Source organism: Stenotrophomonas sp. CFBP 13725, assembly GCF_014841935.1.
In the GTDB taxonomy this organism is placed as follows: domain Bacteria; phylum Pseudomonadota; class Gammaproteobacteria; order Xanthomonadales; family Xanthomonadaceae; genus Stenotrophomonas.
The window spans coordinates 179,293-193,558 of the sequence record NZ_JACYUV010000003.1 but is presented as its reverse complement, the minus strand read 5'-3'; the positions used below and the strand labels follow the sequence as shown (position 1 = coordinate 193,558).

Below are 14,266 nucleotides of genomic sequence, written 5' to 3'. Positions count from 1 at the left end.
CGGGAAACCCGTGGGGGTTAGATGTGGACAAGTAGGTGTGAGCGCGGCGTGGCAAGCGTTTCCAGCACTGGCTGTTTTTTCGCCACTGAAGATCGCCTGCGCGCTGCGGTTTTCCACATGTCGCGTGGAAAGCGATGGGGGTTACGTGTGGACAACTCACCGTAAGCCTGTCGCCGCAGGCATCTCCGGGCGTGGTGATTTTTTGTCCAGATACAACAACGCCCCGCAGGACGGGGCGTTGCAGGTTCGACGCGGTGACGACCCTCGGTCGTCACCCATCGCGATCAGACGTTGAAGCGGAAATGCAGGATGTCGCCTTCCTGCACACGGTATTCCTTGCCTTCCAGACGCAGACGACCGGCTTCCTTCGAACCCGCTTCACCCTTGTACTTGATGAAGTCGTCATAGGCGATGGTTTCAGCGCGGATGAAGCCCTTCTCGAAGTCGGTATGGATCACGGCGGCCGCCTGCGGCGCGGTCGCGCCCTTGCGTACGGTCCAGGCACGCACTTCCTTGACGCCTGCGGTGAAGTAGGTCTGCAGGCCGAGCAACTGGTAGGCCGCGTTGATCACGCGATTCAGGCCCGGCTCGCTCAGGCCCAGGTCGGCCAGGAAGGTATCGCGATCGTCATCGTCGAGCTGCGACAGTTCTTCTTCGATGGCCGCCGACACCGGCACCACCTTCGCACCCTCTTCAGCCGCGCGCGCGCGCACGGCATCCAGGTGCGGGTTGTTTTCGAACCCGTCTTCAAGCACGTTGGCGATGTACATCACCGGCTTGAGGGTCAGCAGGAACAGATCGCGCACCAGCGCCTTCTCTTCCTCGTCCAGGCCCGCCGCACGGCCGGCCTTGCCGTCGGCCAGCGCCGCCTGCAGCTTGGCCAGCACCGGCTTGCGTGCCGCCGCTTCCTTGTCGCCGCCCTTGGCCGAACGCTCGGCCCGGTTCAGCGCCTTTTCAACGCTGTCCAGATCGGCGAGGGCCAGCTCGGTATCGATGGTGTCGATATCCGAAAGCGGATCCACCTTGTTGTTGACGTGGATCACGTCAGCGTTTTCGAAGCAGCGCACCACGTGGGTGATCGCATCCACTTCGCGGATATGCGCCAGGAACTTGTTGCCCAGGCCTTCGCCACTGGCCGCACCGGCAACCAGGCCGGCGATATCGACAAACTCGACCGCGGTCGGGATGACCTTCTGCGGGTTGATGATGGCCGCCAGTTCGTTCAAGCGCGGATCCGGCACCGGCACGATGCCCACGTTGGGCTCGATCGTGCAGAACGGGAAATTGGCCGCGGCGATACCTGCCTTGGTGAGCGCATTGAACAGCGTCGACTTGCCCACGTTGGGCAGGCCGACGATTCCGCATTTGATACCCATGTTCGACAACCTTTGGGGTGAAAGTGATTGGCGAAAGAGCGCACGCGCTGTTTGGCTAATCATTCTCTTCGTACGGCCGCCGAGCATGGCTCGGCGCTACCAACATCCGCCGAGCATGGCCCGGCGCTACCTACCGCTGCCGCGAGGGTCCGCGGATTACTTCGGGGTGTGCAGACGCTTCATCGCTTCGCTGAAATCGCCCTGCACCGCCAGCGGCAGCACATCGATCGCATCGTCGATGGCACGCGCGATCAGGATGTCGTCATCCTTCGACGCCCGTCCCAGCACCCACGGCACTACCCGATCCTTGTGGCCTGGATGGCCGATACCCACACGCAGCCGGTGGAACTGGCCGTGGCCGAGCAGGCGGATGGTATCGCGCAGGCCGTTCTGCCCGCCGTGGCCGCCGTCGAACTTCAGCCGTGCCGCACCCGGCGGCAGGTCCAGCTCGTCGTGCGCCAACAGGGTTTCTTCCGGCTCGATCTTCCAGAACCGCTGCGCTGCGGTCACCGATTTGCCACTGAGGTTCATGAAGGTGGCCGGCTTCAGCAGCCAGACCGGCTGGCCCGCTATATCGACCTTGGCGGTCTCGCCGAACAGCTTGCTGTCCACGCTCCAGCGCGCACCTGCTTTTTCCGCAAGGGCCTCAACAAAATGAAACCCAGCATTGTGCCGGGTCCGGGCGTGCTCTGGTCCGGGGTTGCCGAGACCAACGATCAGTCGCAATCCTGCCATTGTTTCTTCCAGATGCTGCCCGTGCCTCACGCACCGGCAGGTACGGCGCCTGCCCCCGAAGGGACAGGCGCCGCGAAGGCATTACTCGGCAGCCGGTGCTTCTTCGGCGGCGTCGGCAGCGTCTTCCTTGCCGTGCTTGGCGGTGACCACGGCATCGTCGTGATCCTTGCCCAGCGCCAGCGCCGGCAGCTCAACGCCCTTCGGCAGCTTGAGGTCGGACAGGTGGATCACGCCACCGGCTTCCAGGGCGCCCAGGTCGACTTCGATCGACTCCGGCAGGTCCTTCGGCAGGCAACTGACGGTCACTTCCTTCACTTCGTGGGTGACCACGATGTCCGACGCCTTGCCGGCCGGCGAGGTGTCTTCGTTGATGAAGTGCAGCGGCACGGCAGCGGTCAGCACTTCATTCTCGTTCACGCGCAGGAAATCGAGATGCAGGATCAGCTGCTTGAAGGGATGGCGCTGCATGTCACGCAGCAGCACGCGCTCGACCTTGCCATCGAGGTTCAGGTCCAGGATGGACGAGTAGAACCAATCGTTGTACTGGGCCAGCCAGATTTCGTTGTGGTCAAGGCTGATAGCGACCGGATCGGCGCTGCCGCCGTACACGATCGCCGGGATCACGCCAGCGTGACGCAGGCGGCGGCTCGCACCCTTGCGCTGCAGTTCACGCTTGGTGACCTTGATTTCATGGGTCTTCGACATTTTCTACTACCTGTTGGATGCCCTGCCGGGTGGCGGGGCGGATGAAGGTACTTCCGCGACCAGAAGTACCCTTGGAGGTCCCCGCCGTCGCCGGCAGGAACAAAAAAAATCAGTCCACGTACAACGAGCTGACCGACTCACCGAAGGCGATGCGACGCATCGTCTCGGCCAGCATTTCCGCCACGCTCAGCTGGCGGATCTTGCTGCACACCCGCGCGGCGTCCTTCAGCGGGATGGTGTCGGTCACCACCAGCTCATCGAGCTGGGAGTTGTTGATGTTGTCGACCGCCGGGCCGGACAGCACCGCGTGGGTGCAGTACGCGGCGACCTTGAGCGCACCGCGCGCCTTCAGGGCAGCGGCAGCGGCGCACAGGGTGCCGGCGGTATCGACGATGTCATCGACCATCACGCAGGTCTTGCCTTCGACGTCACCGATGATGTTCATCACGGTGGACACGTTGGCACGCGGCCGGCGCTTGTCGATGATCGCCAGGTCGGCATCATCCAGGCGCTTGGCCACGGCGCGCGCGCGCACCACACCGCCCACGTCCGGAGACACCACGATCAGGTTCTCGGTGCCGTACGCGCGCCAGATATCGGCGAGCAGCAGCGGCGAGGCATACACATTGTCCACCGGGATGTCGAAGAAACCCTGGATCTGGTCGGCGTGGAGATCCACGGTCAACACACGATCCGCACCGGCCGTACTGAACATCTTTGCCGCCAGCTTGGCGGTGATCGGCACGCGCGACGAGCGCATGCGGCGATCCTGCCGCGAGTAACCGAAATACGGCACCACGGCGGTGACGCTGGCCACCGATGCACGCTTCAGCGCGTCAATCAGCACCAGCAGCTCCATCAGGTTCTCAGCGCTGGGCGCGCTGGTCGGCTGGATCACGAACACGTCCTGCTTGCGGACGTTTTCCTCGATCTCGACCTGGACTTCACCGTCGGAGAAATGCGAGACCAGTGCCTTGCCGGGACGTACCCCCAGCTCCTTGCAGATGCTCTGCGCGAGGGGTTTGTTGGCGTTGCCGGAGAAGACCAGCAGGTTGGGCGACGCTTGCATCATGATTGTCTCGAGCGGGGGCGAGTGACGGAGATCGGGTGACTGCAGGCACCCGGAGGCCCCTGCAGCTGATATCACCGCGACGGTTTCCACGTCCCGCGCAGACGCATGCGCTGGTTGGCGCGGACACAGCCGCAAGTGGCAGGGGCGGGAGGATTCGAACCTCCGAATGCCAGGATCAAAACCTGGTGCCTTGGGCCTCTTGGCGACGCCCCTGCATCAAATGAATCAGTTACGCTCGAGTGCATCCAGCAGCGGTGAACGGGCTACCCCTTCCACCACCCACGCCCGCAACTCCTCAGGCAGCTCCGCCTTCGCAGCCATCGCAGCAGGCTGCGATGGAAACTCGACGAAGCACCCGCCCCCCGACCCTGTAAGACGCGCCAGACCAATGTCGCTCAACGCAGCAAGCGCGGCCTCTACGGCAGGCTCACGGCGGCGCAGCACCGGTTCAAACGCATTGCCGGACAGGGATCCGGAAACGAAGTCCTCTATTTTCGCTATTGCGCTGTCCCGCGTCAAATCCGGATCAGCGAAAAGTGCCGGCGTCGGCACGTGCACTCCCGGATCAACGATCACATACCACGCAGGAGCAAGCTCCAGCGGCCGCAGGAGCTCGCCGATTCCTTCAGCCCATGCCGTGTGGCCGCGCACGAATACCGGAACATCTGCGCCAAGACGCAGCCCCAGCGCGGCCAGCGCATCGTCATCCAGGCCGGTTCGCCAGAGAACGTTGAGCACCTTCAACACCGTGGCGGCATCAGAAGACCCGCCGCCGAAACCACCACCCGCCGGTATCGCCTTTTCAACGACGATGTCCGCACCTTGGGCGCTGTTCGTCACGTTTTGAAGCAGCATGGCCGCACGCACCGCGAGATCATCCGCCTCGGCCACACCGGGCAGCGCGTCGCCTTCACGCCGGATGACCCCGTCATCCCGCAGCCGTATGCCGATCCGGTCACCCCAGTCCAGCAGGCGGAACACCGTCTGCAGCGCGTGATAACCATCGGGACGACGGCCGACGATGTTCAGGAACAGATTCAGCTTCGCCGGCGCGGGCCACCAGGACCAGCCAGCCGCGTCAACACGGTGCGCCATCATGGTCCCGGCGTGCCCCACTGATCGATCACCAGTTTGACTTTGGCATCCCCATTGGTGGCCTCGATCCGGCGTGGCAGCACCTGCTGACCGCCTTCGCCTGAGTGCCAGTCGAGATACTCCACGACCCACCCCGCCTGCTGCAGCCGGCGCGGACGACCCTCGGCATCGCGCTGCAGCCCGTTTTCATCGGTGCCCTGCAGCACCAGGCCACGTGTCCAGTCCGGCAGCTGGTTGACCGGAATCTCCCAGCCGGTAGCGTCCTGCACTACCTGCGCCGCGTCCGCCCCCTCTCGGGGACCGCCATCGAGCCCCTCGAGCCGCCCACCGCCCTGCAGCGTGTTGCCCTGCAGCCGCCAGCTCTGGCGGGTCACCGGCGCGCTGAGCTGCACCTGGTAGTCCGCACCCTGCTGCGACCAGTCGATCCGCCCGCTGCCGCCGTTCTTGCCCTTGCTGACCGCTACACGGCCCTGGAAGGTCCAGTCCGGCTGCGCGCGCAGCGCCTGCACCCGTGCGGCTTCGGCCCGCTCGGCAGCGGGCGGGACGGTGTAGGCCACATCCGGGACAGGCGTCTTCTGGTTGCCCACCGAGGTGCAGGCTGCCAGCGCGAGCGACAGCGCGGCCAGCAACAGCGGACGCAAAAAAGCAGGCTTCATGGGCTGAACTTCTCGCGGGCGCGCTGCAGCGCGCGGTTGTCGGGGTCCAGCTTGGCGGCTTCATCGAAGTAACGCCTTGCCTCGTCCTGGCGACCCAGCACCCACAGCACTTCACCCAGGTGTGCGGCAATTTCCGCGTCCTTGGCCAAGGCGTAGGCGCGGCGCAGCTGGACGGCGGCCTCTTCGTTGCGACCCAGGCGATACAGCACCCAGCCATGACTGTCGACGATGGCCGGATTGTCCGGATCGGCGACGCGCGCCCGGTCGATCAGTTCAAGCGCCTCCTGATAGCGGTGGGTGCGGTCGGCGAGGGTGTAGCCCAGTGCGTTCAGGGCAGCCACGTTTTCCGGCTCGGTGACCAGCACCTTGCGCAGGTCGGCCTCGGCGCGCGGGATGTCATCGCGACGCTCCCAGGCCAGGGCGCGCGCATACAACAGTGCGTTTTCGTCCGGGTAGGCGGCCAGGCCGCGGCCCAGCGCGTCCAGCTCACCGGCCTCATCACCCGCACGCAGGCGCAGCTCGGCCTCCAGCAGGTACGCGTCACGTCGGGCCTCTTCGGCGAGCACGGCATCGGATTGCACCGCGCGCACTTCTTCCAGTGCCTTGGCCTGGTTGCCCAGCAGCCCCTGCGCATTGGCGGCACGCAGGCGTGCCTCGCTCAACTCGTCGCCACCCGGCACGCTGTGGTACCAGTCAACGGCTTCCTGGTAACGCTTGAGGTACTCGGCGATCTTGCCCAGCAGCAGACGCTGCGCGGGATCCGGCTTGCTGGCCGCGCGTGACAGCTCGGCATACAGCGCGGCAAGCGCGGTGGCATCCTCCTGTTTGGCCAGCAGCGAGGCACGCATGCCGTAGGTCTGCGTGTCCTGTGGCCCGGCGGACAGCACCCGTTCGGCGGCCATCGGCTGATTCATCGCGTCGTAGGCGATAGCCACCGCATTGCGCAGGTCCGGGGTGGCGCGGGCAGCCGGTTCCAGCGCCTGCAGCACACTCATTGCTTCAGCGGTCTTGCCGGCCTGCTGCAGCTGGCTGACGCGCAGCAGCGCCACGCGGGGGTCGTCGGGGAAGCGGCGCACGACCTGATCGACCATGCGCTGGGCCAGGTCAGGTTTTTCCATGCGCATGGCCACCCGCCCGAACTCCTGCCAGACCTCGATCCGGTTGGGGATGGCATCGGCGGCAACCAGCGCTTCCAGTACCTGCGCCGGCACGGTCGGTTCGCGCCCACCGCCAACCAGTGCGGCCAGTGTCAGGCGCCAGCCTTCGTCGCCCGGCGTGGCCAGCAGCGCCTTGAGTTCGGCCACGGCCTGCTCCGGCCGGTTCTGCCGCATGGCCAACGCCGCCGCGGCGCTGCGCATGGTCAAGGAGGTCGGCGCGCGCTGCTGCCACAGGGCCAGTGCCTGCCCGGCGCGTGCGTCGTCGTTGGCCAGCATGGCAATGCGGGTGGCCCGTTCGGCCAACCCGGCATCGCCCTCGCTGGCCTGCGCGGCCTGCAGGTACTGCGCGGCCGAATCACCCAGTTTGCCTGCCTGCAGGGCGAATTCGCCCACCAGTGCAGGCTCCAGCGACGGCTCCTGGGCCGCCTCGGCCCGGTCCAGCACACGTGAGGTGGAAGGGGCTGCCAGGGTCGGTCCAGCCATCAGGCTGAGCAGCAGAACACTGGAGATGCGAATCAATGCGGGCATCGATGGCATTGGGGCCTTAAAATGTGTGCCTATGGCCAGCAGCTTATCGCAAGCAACTGAACAATGACCCTGTGGGTGCTCGGACTGAATCATCAGACCGCACCGGTGGATCTGCGCGAACGCGCAGCCTTCGCCGGTGAGGCGCTGCCGCGCGCGTTGCTTTCCCTCCGCGCCACCCCGCAGATCGCCGAAGCGGTGCTGCTGTCCACCTGCAACCGCACCGAACTGTACGCCGTCGCCGAATCGGAAACCGCGCTGAACCAGTGGCTGCACGACCAGGCCGGCGATCTGCAGGGCTATCTGTACCAGCACGCCGACGCGGAGGCCGTACGCCATCTGTTCCGTGTCGCCACCGGGCTCGACTCGATGGTGCTGGGGGAGCCGCAGATCCTCGGCCAGGTGAAAGAGGCGTGGACCGTGGCGCGCGAGCATGGCCTGCTCGGCCAGCGCCTGGACCGGCTGTTCCAGCAGACCTTCTCGGTCGCCAAGCGTGCGCGCACCGATACCCAAGTGGGCGCCAACCCGGTGTCTGTGGCATCGGCGGCAGTGCGCCTGGCACAGAACTCGTTTGCCCGGCTGGACGACTCCACCGTGCTGCTGGTGGGCGCCGGCGAAACCATCGAACTGGCGGCGCGCCACCTCAGTGACGGCAAGGTGCGGCGGCTGCTGATCGCCAACCGCACGCTGGCCCATGCACAGGATCTGGCGACCCGCCACGGCGGTGTCGCGCTGCCACTGGCCGAACTGGACCGGCACCTGGCCGAGGCCGACATCGTGTTCTCCGCCACCGCCGCACGCGAGCCGGTGATCCATCGCGCCACCGTGGCGGCGGCGCTGCGCGCGCGCCGGCACAAGCCGATGCTGTTGTTCGACCTGGCGGTGCCGCGCGATATCGAAGCGTCGGTCGCCACCCTGGACGATGCCTTCCTGTACACCGTCGACGATCTGGAGCGGGCGGTGGAAGACAACCGCCGCGGCCGTCGTGAAGCCGCTGCGGAGGCCGAGGCGATCATCGACCTGCAGGTGGCCCGCTTCATCGAAACCCAGCAGGCCGGTGCCCACCACGCGCCGCTGAAGCAGCTGCGGGCCTTCGGCGAAGCCACCCGCGCCGAGTTGCTGGAGCGGGCCCGCCAGCAGCTGGCGCACGGCAAGCCGGCCGACGAAGTGCTGGAATTGTTGGCGCATGGCCTGACCAACCGCCTGCTGCATCCACCCACGGCGGCGCTGCGCGCTGCTGCGCTGAGCGGTGATGCCGAACTCACCCGCGCTGCCGAGCGCCTGTTCCCGGCCGTGCCGGGATACCACCACCCGACTGTGAGACCTGATGACGCCGACCCTGCGCCGTAAGCTGGAAGCGCTGGCCGAGCGCCGCGAAGAACTCGAACGCCTGCTGTCCGATCCTGCGGTGGTCGCCGACAACAAGCGCTTCCGCGATCTTTCCCGCGAGTTCGCCCAGCTGGAGCCGGTCGCACTGGCCTTGGCCGATGAGAACCGCGCCAAGGCCGATCTCGCCACGGCCGAGGCCATGCGCGCGGATCCGGATCTGCGCGAGCTGGCGGATGAGGAAGTCGACGCCGCGCAGGCCCGCCTGCTGCAGCTGGAACAGGAACTGGCCCTGCTGCTGGTGCCGCGCGACGTGCGCGACGATGGCAACCTGTTCCTGGAAGTGCGCGCCGGCACCGGTGGCGACGAAGCGGCGATCTTCGCCGGCGATCTGTTCCGCATGTATGCACGCTACGCCGAGCGCCAAGGCTGGAAGGTCGAGGTGGAATCGGACAGTCCCGGCGAGCACGGCGGCTACAAGGAAGTCGTGGCGCGCGTGGTCGGCCGGGGAGCGTTCTCGCGCTTGAAGTTCGAATCGGGCACCCACCGCGTGCAGCGCGTGCCGGCGACCGAATCGCAGGGCCGCATCCATACCTCGGCAGCGACCGTCGCGATCATTCCCGAGGCCGACGAGATCGACGAGGTGCAGATCAATCCTGCCGACCTGCGGGTGGATACGTACCGCTCGTCCGGCGCAGGCGGCCAGCACGTCAACAAGACCGAGTCGGCCATCCGCATCACCCACATGCCAACCGGCGTGGTGGTGGAATGCCAGACCGAGCGCAGCCAGCACGCGAACCGGGACAAGGCGATGAAGCGCCTGAAGGCGCAGCTGCTCGACGCCGAGCGATCGCGCCAGGACGCCGCGCAGGCCGAATCGCGTCGGTTGCAGGTGGGCAGCGGCGACCGCAGCCAGCGCATCCGTACCTACAACTTCCCGCAGGGACGCATCACCGACCACCGGGTTGAAGGGCTGACCCTGTATGACCTGCCCAACGTGATGACCGGCGACATGGATGCGTTGCTGCAACGTCTGGCGCAGGAACACCAGGCCGACGCGCTGGCCCAGTTGTCCGCGACGGTCTGACCGATGCAGGCAGGCAGCCAGCGGCAGCAGTTGCAGCAGGCGGTGCGCCGCCAACCAACCGATTTCATCGCCTGGGTGATGCTGGCCGATGCCGAGCTGGAAGCGGGCGACCTGGCGGCAGGCGAGCGCGCTGCGCGGCAGGCCCTGCAGCTGCGTCCGGGTCATCCTGAAGCGCTGGCACGGCTGGGACGCGTGGCGTGGATGGCCGGCGCCCATGCCGATGCGGCGCGCCTGCTGGGCGAAGCCTCGGCCCGTGCGCCGCAGCACCCCGGTATTGCCCTGTGGCTCGGCCACGCCCTTGAAGATGCGGACGATGCCGAAGGCGCTGCCGCCGCGTATCGCCGCGCCCACGCTCTGCAACCGGACGAACCGTACATCGCCGCGCAGAGGCTGGCCTGGCAGCGCCGCCTGTGTGACTGGCAGGACCTCGACGTGTTGTCGCGCCAGGTGCGCGAGGCGGTGGCGCGCGGGCACGGCGCGGTTGAACCTTTTGCCTTCCTCAGCGAAGACGCCAGCGCGACCGAGCAACTGGCCTGCGCGCGCCTGCGCGCGGCGCATGTCGGCGCTGCCGTGCGCCCGATGGCGCCGGCTGTGCCGAGGCAGCAGGGCCCGTTGCAGGTAGGCTTTCTGTCCAATGGGTTCGGTGCGCACCCGACCGGCCTGCTGACGGTGGCGCTGTTCGAGCAGTTGCGCGTCGATCCGTCGCTGCAGGTGCATCTGTTCGCCCTCAACCGCGACGATGGCAGCCCGATCCGTCGTCGGCTGGCGACGGCGACTGAACTGCACGACGTTGCGGGCATGCGCCATGCCGATATCGCCGCGCGCATCCGGGCAGCGGGCATCGACATGCTGTTCGACCTGCGCGGCTGGGGCGGCGGCGGCACGCCGGAAGTGCTGGCGATGCGTCCTGCGCCCCTGCAGGTGAATTGGCTGGCGTTCCCGGGCACGTCCGGCGCCCCCTGGATGGACGTGGTGCTGGCCGACGAATTCGTGCTGCCAGCGACGATGGAAGCTGACTTCAGCGAGCGCGTACTGCGCCTGCCACGGGCGTTCCAGCCATCGGACACGACCCGCGCGCTGGCGCCGCCGCCCTCGCGCAGTGCGTGTGGCCTGCCGTCGGACGGCGTGGTGTTCTGCTGTTTCAACAACAGTTACAAGCTCAATCCACGCAGCATGGCGCGTGCCTTCCGCATACTGCATGCGGTGCCGGGCAGCGTGCTGTGGCTGCTGTCCGGGCCCGGCGAGGCCGACGCGCGGCTGCGTGCGGCAGCCCATGCGCAGGGGCTGGATCCGATGCGCCTGGTGTTCATGCCGAAGCTGCCGCACGCGCAGTACCTGGCCCGATTCGCACTGGCCGACCTGTTCCTGGATACCCACCCGTACAACGCGCACACCACCGCCTCCGATGCGCTGTGGGCGGGTTGCCCGGTGCTGACCTGCCCCGGCGATACGTTCGCCGCACGCGTGGCCGGCAGCCTCAACCACCACCTTGGACTGCCCGGCATGAATGTGGCGGACGATGATGCCTTCATCCGCGTGGCAAGCCACCTGGGCAACGATTCCATGGCCTTGGCCGCGGTGCGCGCGGAACTTGCGGCCGCCCGTGCGTCCAGTGGCCTGTTCGACATGGCCGGGTTCGCCGCGGACTTCGCAATCTTCGTCCGCGGGCTCGCCACTGAACACGGCTGGCAGGGTCCGCACGCGGCCTGAACCGGCACCCGCGCAGAATGCGGTTTCCCTCTACTGCGGAGCCGCCGATGGGCAAGCTCAAGCGCAAGGCGTACAACGCCCTGCTGGAACCGATGCAACTGGAACTGGCGACGATGGCCCGCTGGGTCCAGGTGACCGGGCAGCGCGTCCTGGTGCTGTTCGAAGGCCGCGATACCGCGGGCAAGGGCGGTGCCATCCAGGCGATCAGCGAACATCTCAACCCGCGCCAATGCCGGGTCGTTGCCTTGCCGAAGCCAACCGACCGCGAAGCCACGCAGTGGTATTTCCAGCGCTACACCAGCCATCTGCCTGCGGCGGGTGAGATCGTGCTGATGGACCGCAGCTGGTACAACCGCGCTGGCGTCGAGCACGTGATGGGCTATTGCAGCGACGCGCAATACCGGCAGTTCCTGCAACAGGCACCGGTGTTCGAGCAACTGCTGGTGGACGATGGCATCGTACTGTTCAAGTACTGGCTGGCCGTCGACCAGGCACAGCAGGAGGAGCGCTTCGCCGAGCGTCACCTCGACCCCCTGAAGGGCTGGAAACTGTCGCCGGTGGACCTGCAGTCACGCGACAAGTACGAGGCCTACACCAAAGCCCGTGAGGCCATGCTGCAGGCCACCCATCGCACGCACGCGCCGTGGACACTGGTGGATTTCAACGACCAGCGCGCGGGTCGGCTGACCCTGGTGCGCGACCTGCTGGACCGCCTGCCCGACACCCACCTCGATGAGGCCCTGCCCGACCTGCCAGCCTTGCACGGCAAACTGCATCGCGAGCACTACGGCGAGTTGAAGCCGATCCCGCCGGTGGTCTGAACCGCGATGCGGTCAGGGCCCTTCCTCGTGAAGGGACCTGACCCCGGGCGTCCCGGATGTCAGGACTTGCCGGCGATGCGCGCTTCGATATCCGCGGCGGTGACCGGGCCCACGAAGGAGTGCGCCAGCTTGCCCTGCGGATCGATCAGGTGGGTCAGCGGCAGGCCACGCGGCGTGGCGAAGTCGGCCGGCGGGGCGTACGGATCGACAATGGCGATCGGATAGGTCACCGGTCGTGTCTTCAGGAAGGCCTGCATGTCGGCCGGCTCGATCTCTTCGTACGCCAGGCCCACGACCTCGATCTGGCTGCGCATCGCATGCAGCGCGGACAGCTCCGGCATTTCCTTGCGGCAAGGCGCGCACCAGGTCGCCCAGAAGTTGACGACCACCCACTTGCCGCGGTGCGCGGCCAGGTCGTAGTCCGCTCCGTCGATGGTCTTTACCTTCAGCGTGGGGAACTCGGCGGTGACCCGTTCGGCTGGCGCAGCCCCGTCCCCTTCACCCAGCGCCGCGTCCGGATCGGGCGGCGTGGCGGATGTTTCCTGCGCGGTCGGCGCAGACGCGGCAGGCGCTGCATCGGATGCCGGCTCGGCGGCGGGCTTGCAGGCGCCCAGCAGCAGCGCGGCGCAGGCCACGACCAGTACGTTTACTTTCATCGGGTCTCTCCGGGGGGATAGATGTCGCTGACGCGGCGTTTGAGTTTCTCACGCAGCGGCAGTCGCAGTTCGTCCAACGCGGCCATCGCCGCCTTGCCCAGGCTGTCCTGGCGGTAGGGCAGCAGCTGCTCGGACACGGGAATGCGCAGCTGGGTGGATTCGTACAGATCGGAAAGGGTCAACTGATCAAGGTCGCGGGCCAGCATCCAGTTTCCGTTCTCGGCGCGGGTGACCAGTTCGATGCGCTCCATGTCGCACAGCAACTGGTGCAGCAGCGAGTCAGTCATCATCGGCTCGTGCTGCAGGATGTCATCGTCGGCCAACCCGCGCCCGTGCGAACGCGCCTGCTGGAAGCGGCCCAACAGGCGCAGCAACGCATAGAACTCATACCCCTGCGGCAAGCGCATCTCGGCCGGCTGGTAACGGAAGGCGGCCATCGACGACGCCAGCGACGCACCCAGCAGCACGGCGACCCAGCACAGGTAGATCCACAACAGCAGGATGGGCACGAAGGCCACGGTGCCATACAGCTTCTGATAGGACTGGAAACTGCCCAGATAGGCGCCGATGCCCCACTTCACTATTTCCAGCAGCACCGCCGCGAGGATCGCGCCGGGCACGGCGTGGCGCCATTTGACCGTGTGGTGCGGCACGACCCGGTAGACCAGCGTGATGCAGACGAATTCGATGAGCACCGGGGCCAGGGTCAGCGAGAGATCGGCCAGCCAGCGCCCCTCCTGCGTGCCGAACAGGGGCAGTGCGAACACCCGCGCCGAGACCGCCAGCGATGCGGCGGCCAGCATGGCGCCCAGGGTCAGCACGGTCCAATAGACGAGGAACCGCGTCAGCTTCGGCCGCGTTGAGCCCACCCGCCAGATCTGGTTGAAGGTTTCTTCCACACTGTTGAGGGTGATCAACAGTGAAATGACCAAGGCGATGAAGCCGGCCGCGGTCAGCTGCCCGGCACTGGCGCTGAATTGGCGCAGGTAGCCCTCTGCCGCACGCGCCGCACTGGGCACGAAGTTGGAAAACACATAGTCACTGAGCTGATCGCTCCAGCGGTCGAAGACCGGGAACGCCGACAGCACGCCGAACACGACGATGGCCAAGGGCACCAGCGCGAACACCGTCGTGTAGGCCAGCGCAGCGGCGGCCTGGAACAGGCGGTCATCGAGGAAGCGACGCCACAGGAAGCGACCGAAGCTTGCAGCACGCGGACGGTCGCGAACGCGTTCCATCCACAGGTTGAGCGTATTCAAGGGTTCCATCGGCGCAAGGGTACCCGATGCAGGATGGGCGCAGGATAGCCATACTGACGTCTCCTGAACGAAAAAGCGGGTCGATG

Annotated in this window: 13 protein-coding genes and 1 tRNA gene; 4 read left to right on the top strand and 10 right to left on the bottom strand. The window is 66.7% G+C overall.

The window, feature by feature from the left end; translation table 11 throughout:
* Nucleotides 1-284: 284 nt before the first annotated feature.
* The 8 genes from ychF to IFT65_RS06730 form a co-directional block, all read right to left on the bottom strand.
* The gene (gene ychF, locus IFT65_RS06765) at nucleotides 285-1,376 is read right to left on the bottom strand and encodes a redox-regulated ATPase YchF (protein ID WP_192080873.1); all 1,092 of its coding nucleotides are present in this window, start codon (nucleotides 1,374-1,376) and stop codon (nucleotides 285-287) included.
* A 156-nt stretch (nucleotides 1,377-1,532) separates the two neighbouring features.
* Nucleotides 1,533-2,111: an aminoacyl-tRNA hydrolase gene (pth, locus tag IFT65_RS06760; protein ID WP_188324969.1), complete on the bottom strand. Its 579-nt coding sequence runs from the start codon at nucleotides 2,109-2,111 to the stop codon at nucleotides 1,533-1,535.
* 81 nt (nucleotides 2,112-2,192) lie between these two features.
* Nucleotides 2,193-2,816 (bottom strand): 50S ribosomal protein L25/general stress protein Ctc, encoded by a 624-nt coding sequence (locus tag IFT65_RS06755; RefSeq protein ID WP_192080872.1) that lies wholly within the window; start codon nucleotides 2,814-2,816, stop codon nucleotides 2,193-2,195.
* Between the two features lie 109 nt (nucleotides 2,817-2,925).
* Nucleotides 2,926-3,885 carry a ribose-phosphate diphosphokinase gene (locus IFT65_RS06750; RefSeq protein ID WP_188327358.1) on the bottom strand — a complete coding sequence of 320 codons (960 nt, stop codon included), beginning with the start codon at nucleotides 3,883-3,885 and terminating at the stop codon, nucleotides 2,926-2,928.
* A gap of 139 nt (nucleotides 3,886-4,024) precedes the next feature.
* A tRNA-Gln gene (locus IFT65_RS06745) sits at nucleotides 4,025-4,101 on the bottom strand.
* A 12-nt stretch (nucleotides 4,102-4,113) separates the two neighbouring features.
* Nucleotides 4,114-4,983 (bottom strand): 4-(cytidine 5'-diphospho)-2-C-methyl-D-erythritol kinase, encoded by an 870-nt coding sequence (gene ispE / locus IFT65_RS06740; protein ID WP_192081049.1) that lies wholly within the window; start codon nucleotides 4,981-4,983, stop codon nucleotides 4,114-4,116.
* On the bottom strand, nucleotides 4,983-5,639 hold the full coding sequence (gene lolB / locus IFT65_RS06735) for a lipoprotein insertase outer membrane protein LolB (protein ID WP_192080871.1): 657 nt from the start codon (nucleotides 5,637-5,639) through the stop codon (nucleotides 4,983-4,985). Before lolB ends, ispE begins: the two co-directional genes overlap by 1 nt.
* Nucleotides 5,636-7,324: a tetratricopeptide repeat protein gene (locus IFT65_RS06730; protein WP_192080870.1), complete on the bottom strand. Its 1,689-nt coding sequence runs from the start codon at nucleotides 7,322-7,324 to the stop codon at nucleotides 5,636-5,638. The genes lolB and IFT65_RS06730 overlap by 4 nt, the downstream gene beginning before the upstream one ends.
* Nucleotides 7,325-7,387: 63 nt before the next feature.
* Between IFT65_RS06730 and hemA the strand changes: the two genes are divergently transcribed.
* Genes hemA through ppk2 form a run of 4 tightly spaced genes read left to right on the top strand, consistent with a single transcriptional unit; the run spans nucleotide 7,388 to nucleotide 12,265 of the window.
* Nucleotides 7,388-8,671 carry a glutamyl-tRNA reductase gene (hemA, locus tag IFT65_RS06725; RefSeq protein ID WP_192080869.1) on the top strand — a complete coding sequence of 428 codons (1,284 nt, stop codon included), beginning with the start codon at nucleotides 7,388-7,390 and terminating at the stop codon, nucleotides 8,669-8,671.
* Nucleotides 8,649-9,734 (top strand): peptide chain release factor 1, encoded by a 1,086-nt coding sequence (prfA, locus tag IFT65_RS06720; protein WP_192080868.1) that lies wholly within the window; start codon nucleotides 8,649-8,651, stop codon nucleotides 9,732-9,734. The genes hemA and prfA overlap by 23 nt, the downstream gene beginning before the upstream one ends.
* 3 nt (nucleotides 9,735-9,737) lie before the next feature.
* Entirely contained in the window at nucleotides 9,738-11,444 is a 1,707-nt protein-coding gene (locus IFT65_RS06715; RefSeq protein ID WP_192080867.1) for a tetratricopeptide repeat protein, read from the top strand.
* A gap of 47 nt (nucleotides 11,445-11,491) precedes the next feature.
* Nucleotides 11,492-12,265, top strand: a complete 774-nt coding sequence (gene ppk2, locus IFT65_RS06710) for a polyphosphate kinase 2 (RefSeq protein WP_188324977.1) — start codon at nucleotides 11,492-11,494, stop codon at nucleotides 12,263-12,265.
* 59 nt (nucleotides 12,266-12,324) lie between these two features.
* Here the strand turns inward: ppk2 and IFT65_RS06705 are convergent, their stop codons facing one another.
* Nucleotides 12,325-12,921 (bottom strand): TlpA disulfide reductase family protein, encoded by a 597-nt coding sequence (locus IFT65_RS06705; protein ID WP_192080866.1) that lies wholly within the window; start codon nucleotides 12,919-12,921, stop codon nucleotides 12,325-12,327.
* Complete coding sequence (locus IFT65_RS06700; RefSeq protein WP_188324979.1) at nucleotides 12,918-14,189, bottom strand: YihY family inner membrane protein; 1,272 nt, start codon at nucleotides 14,187-14,189, stop codon at nucleotides 12,918-12,920. Before IFT65_RS06700 ends, IFT65_RS06705 begins: the two co-directional genes overlap by 4 nt.
* Nucleotides 14,190-14,266: the final 77 nt, after the last annotated feature.

Coding starts and splice junctions, on each gene's coding strand:
- ychF (WP_192080873.1), bottom strand. CDS start 1,376: ATGGGTATCAAATGCGGAATCGTCGGCCTGCCCAACGTGGGCAAGTCG.
- pth (WP_188324969.1), bottom strand. CDS start 2,111: ATGGCAGGATTGCGACTGATCGTTGGTCTCGGCAACCCCGGACCAGAG.
- IFT65_RS06755 (WP_192080872.1), bottom strand. CDS start 2,816: ATGTCGAAGACCCATGAAATCAAGGTCACCAAGCGTGAACTGCAGCGC.
- IFT65_RS06750 (WP_188327358.1), bottom strand. CDS start 3,885: ATGCAAGCGTCGCCCAACCTGCTGGTCTTCTCCGGCAACGCCAACAAA.
- ispE (WP_192081049.1), bottom strand. CDS start 4,983: ATGGCGCACCGTGTTGACGCGGCTGGCTGGTCCTGGTGGCCCGCGCCG.
- lolB (WP_192080871.1), bottom strand. CDS start 5,639: ATGAAGCCTGCTTTTTTGCGTCCGCTGTTGCTGGCCGCGCTGTCGCTC.
- IFT65_RS06730 (WP_192080870.1), bottom strand. CDS start 7,324: ATGCCCGCATTGATTCGCATCTCCAGTGTTCTGCTGCTCAGCCTGATG.
- hemA (WP_192080869.1), top strand. CDS start 7,388: ATGACCCTGTGGGTGCTCGGACTGAATCATCAGACCGCACCGGTGGAT.
- prfA (WP_192080868.1), top strand. CDS start 8,649: ATGACGCCGACCCTGCGCCGTAAGCTGGAAGCGCTGGCCGAGCGCCGC.
- IFT65_RS06715 (WP_192080867.1), top strand. CDS start 9,738: ATGCAGGCAGGCAGCCAGCGGCAGCAGTTGCAGCAGGCGGTGCGCCGC.
- ppk2 (WP_188324977.1), top strand. CDS start 11,492: ATGGGCAAGCTCAAGCGCAAGGCGTACAACGCCCTGCTGGAACCGATG.
- IFT65_RS06705 (WP_192080866.1), bottom strand. CDS start 12,921: ATGAAAGTAAACGTACTGGTCGTGGCCTGCGCCGCGCTGCTGCTGGGC.
- IFT65_RS06700 (WP_188324979.1), bottom strand. CDS start 14,189: ATGGAACCCTTGAATACGCTCAACCTGTGGATGGAACGCGTTCGCGAC.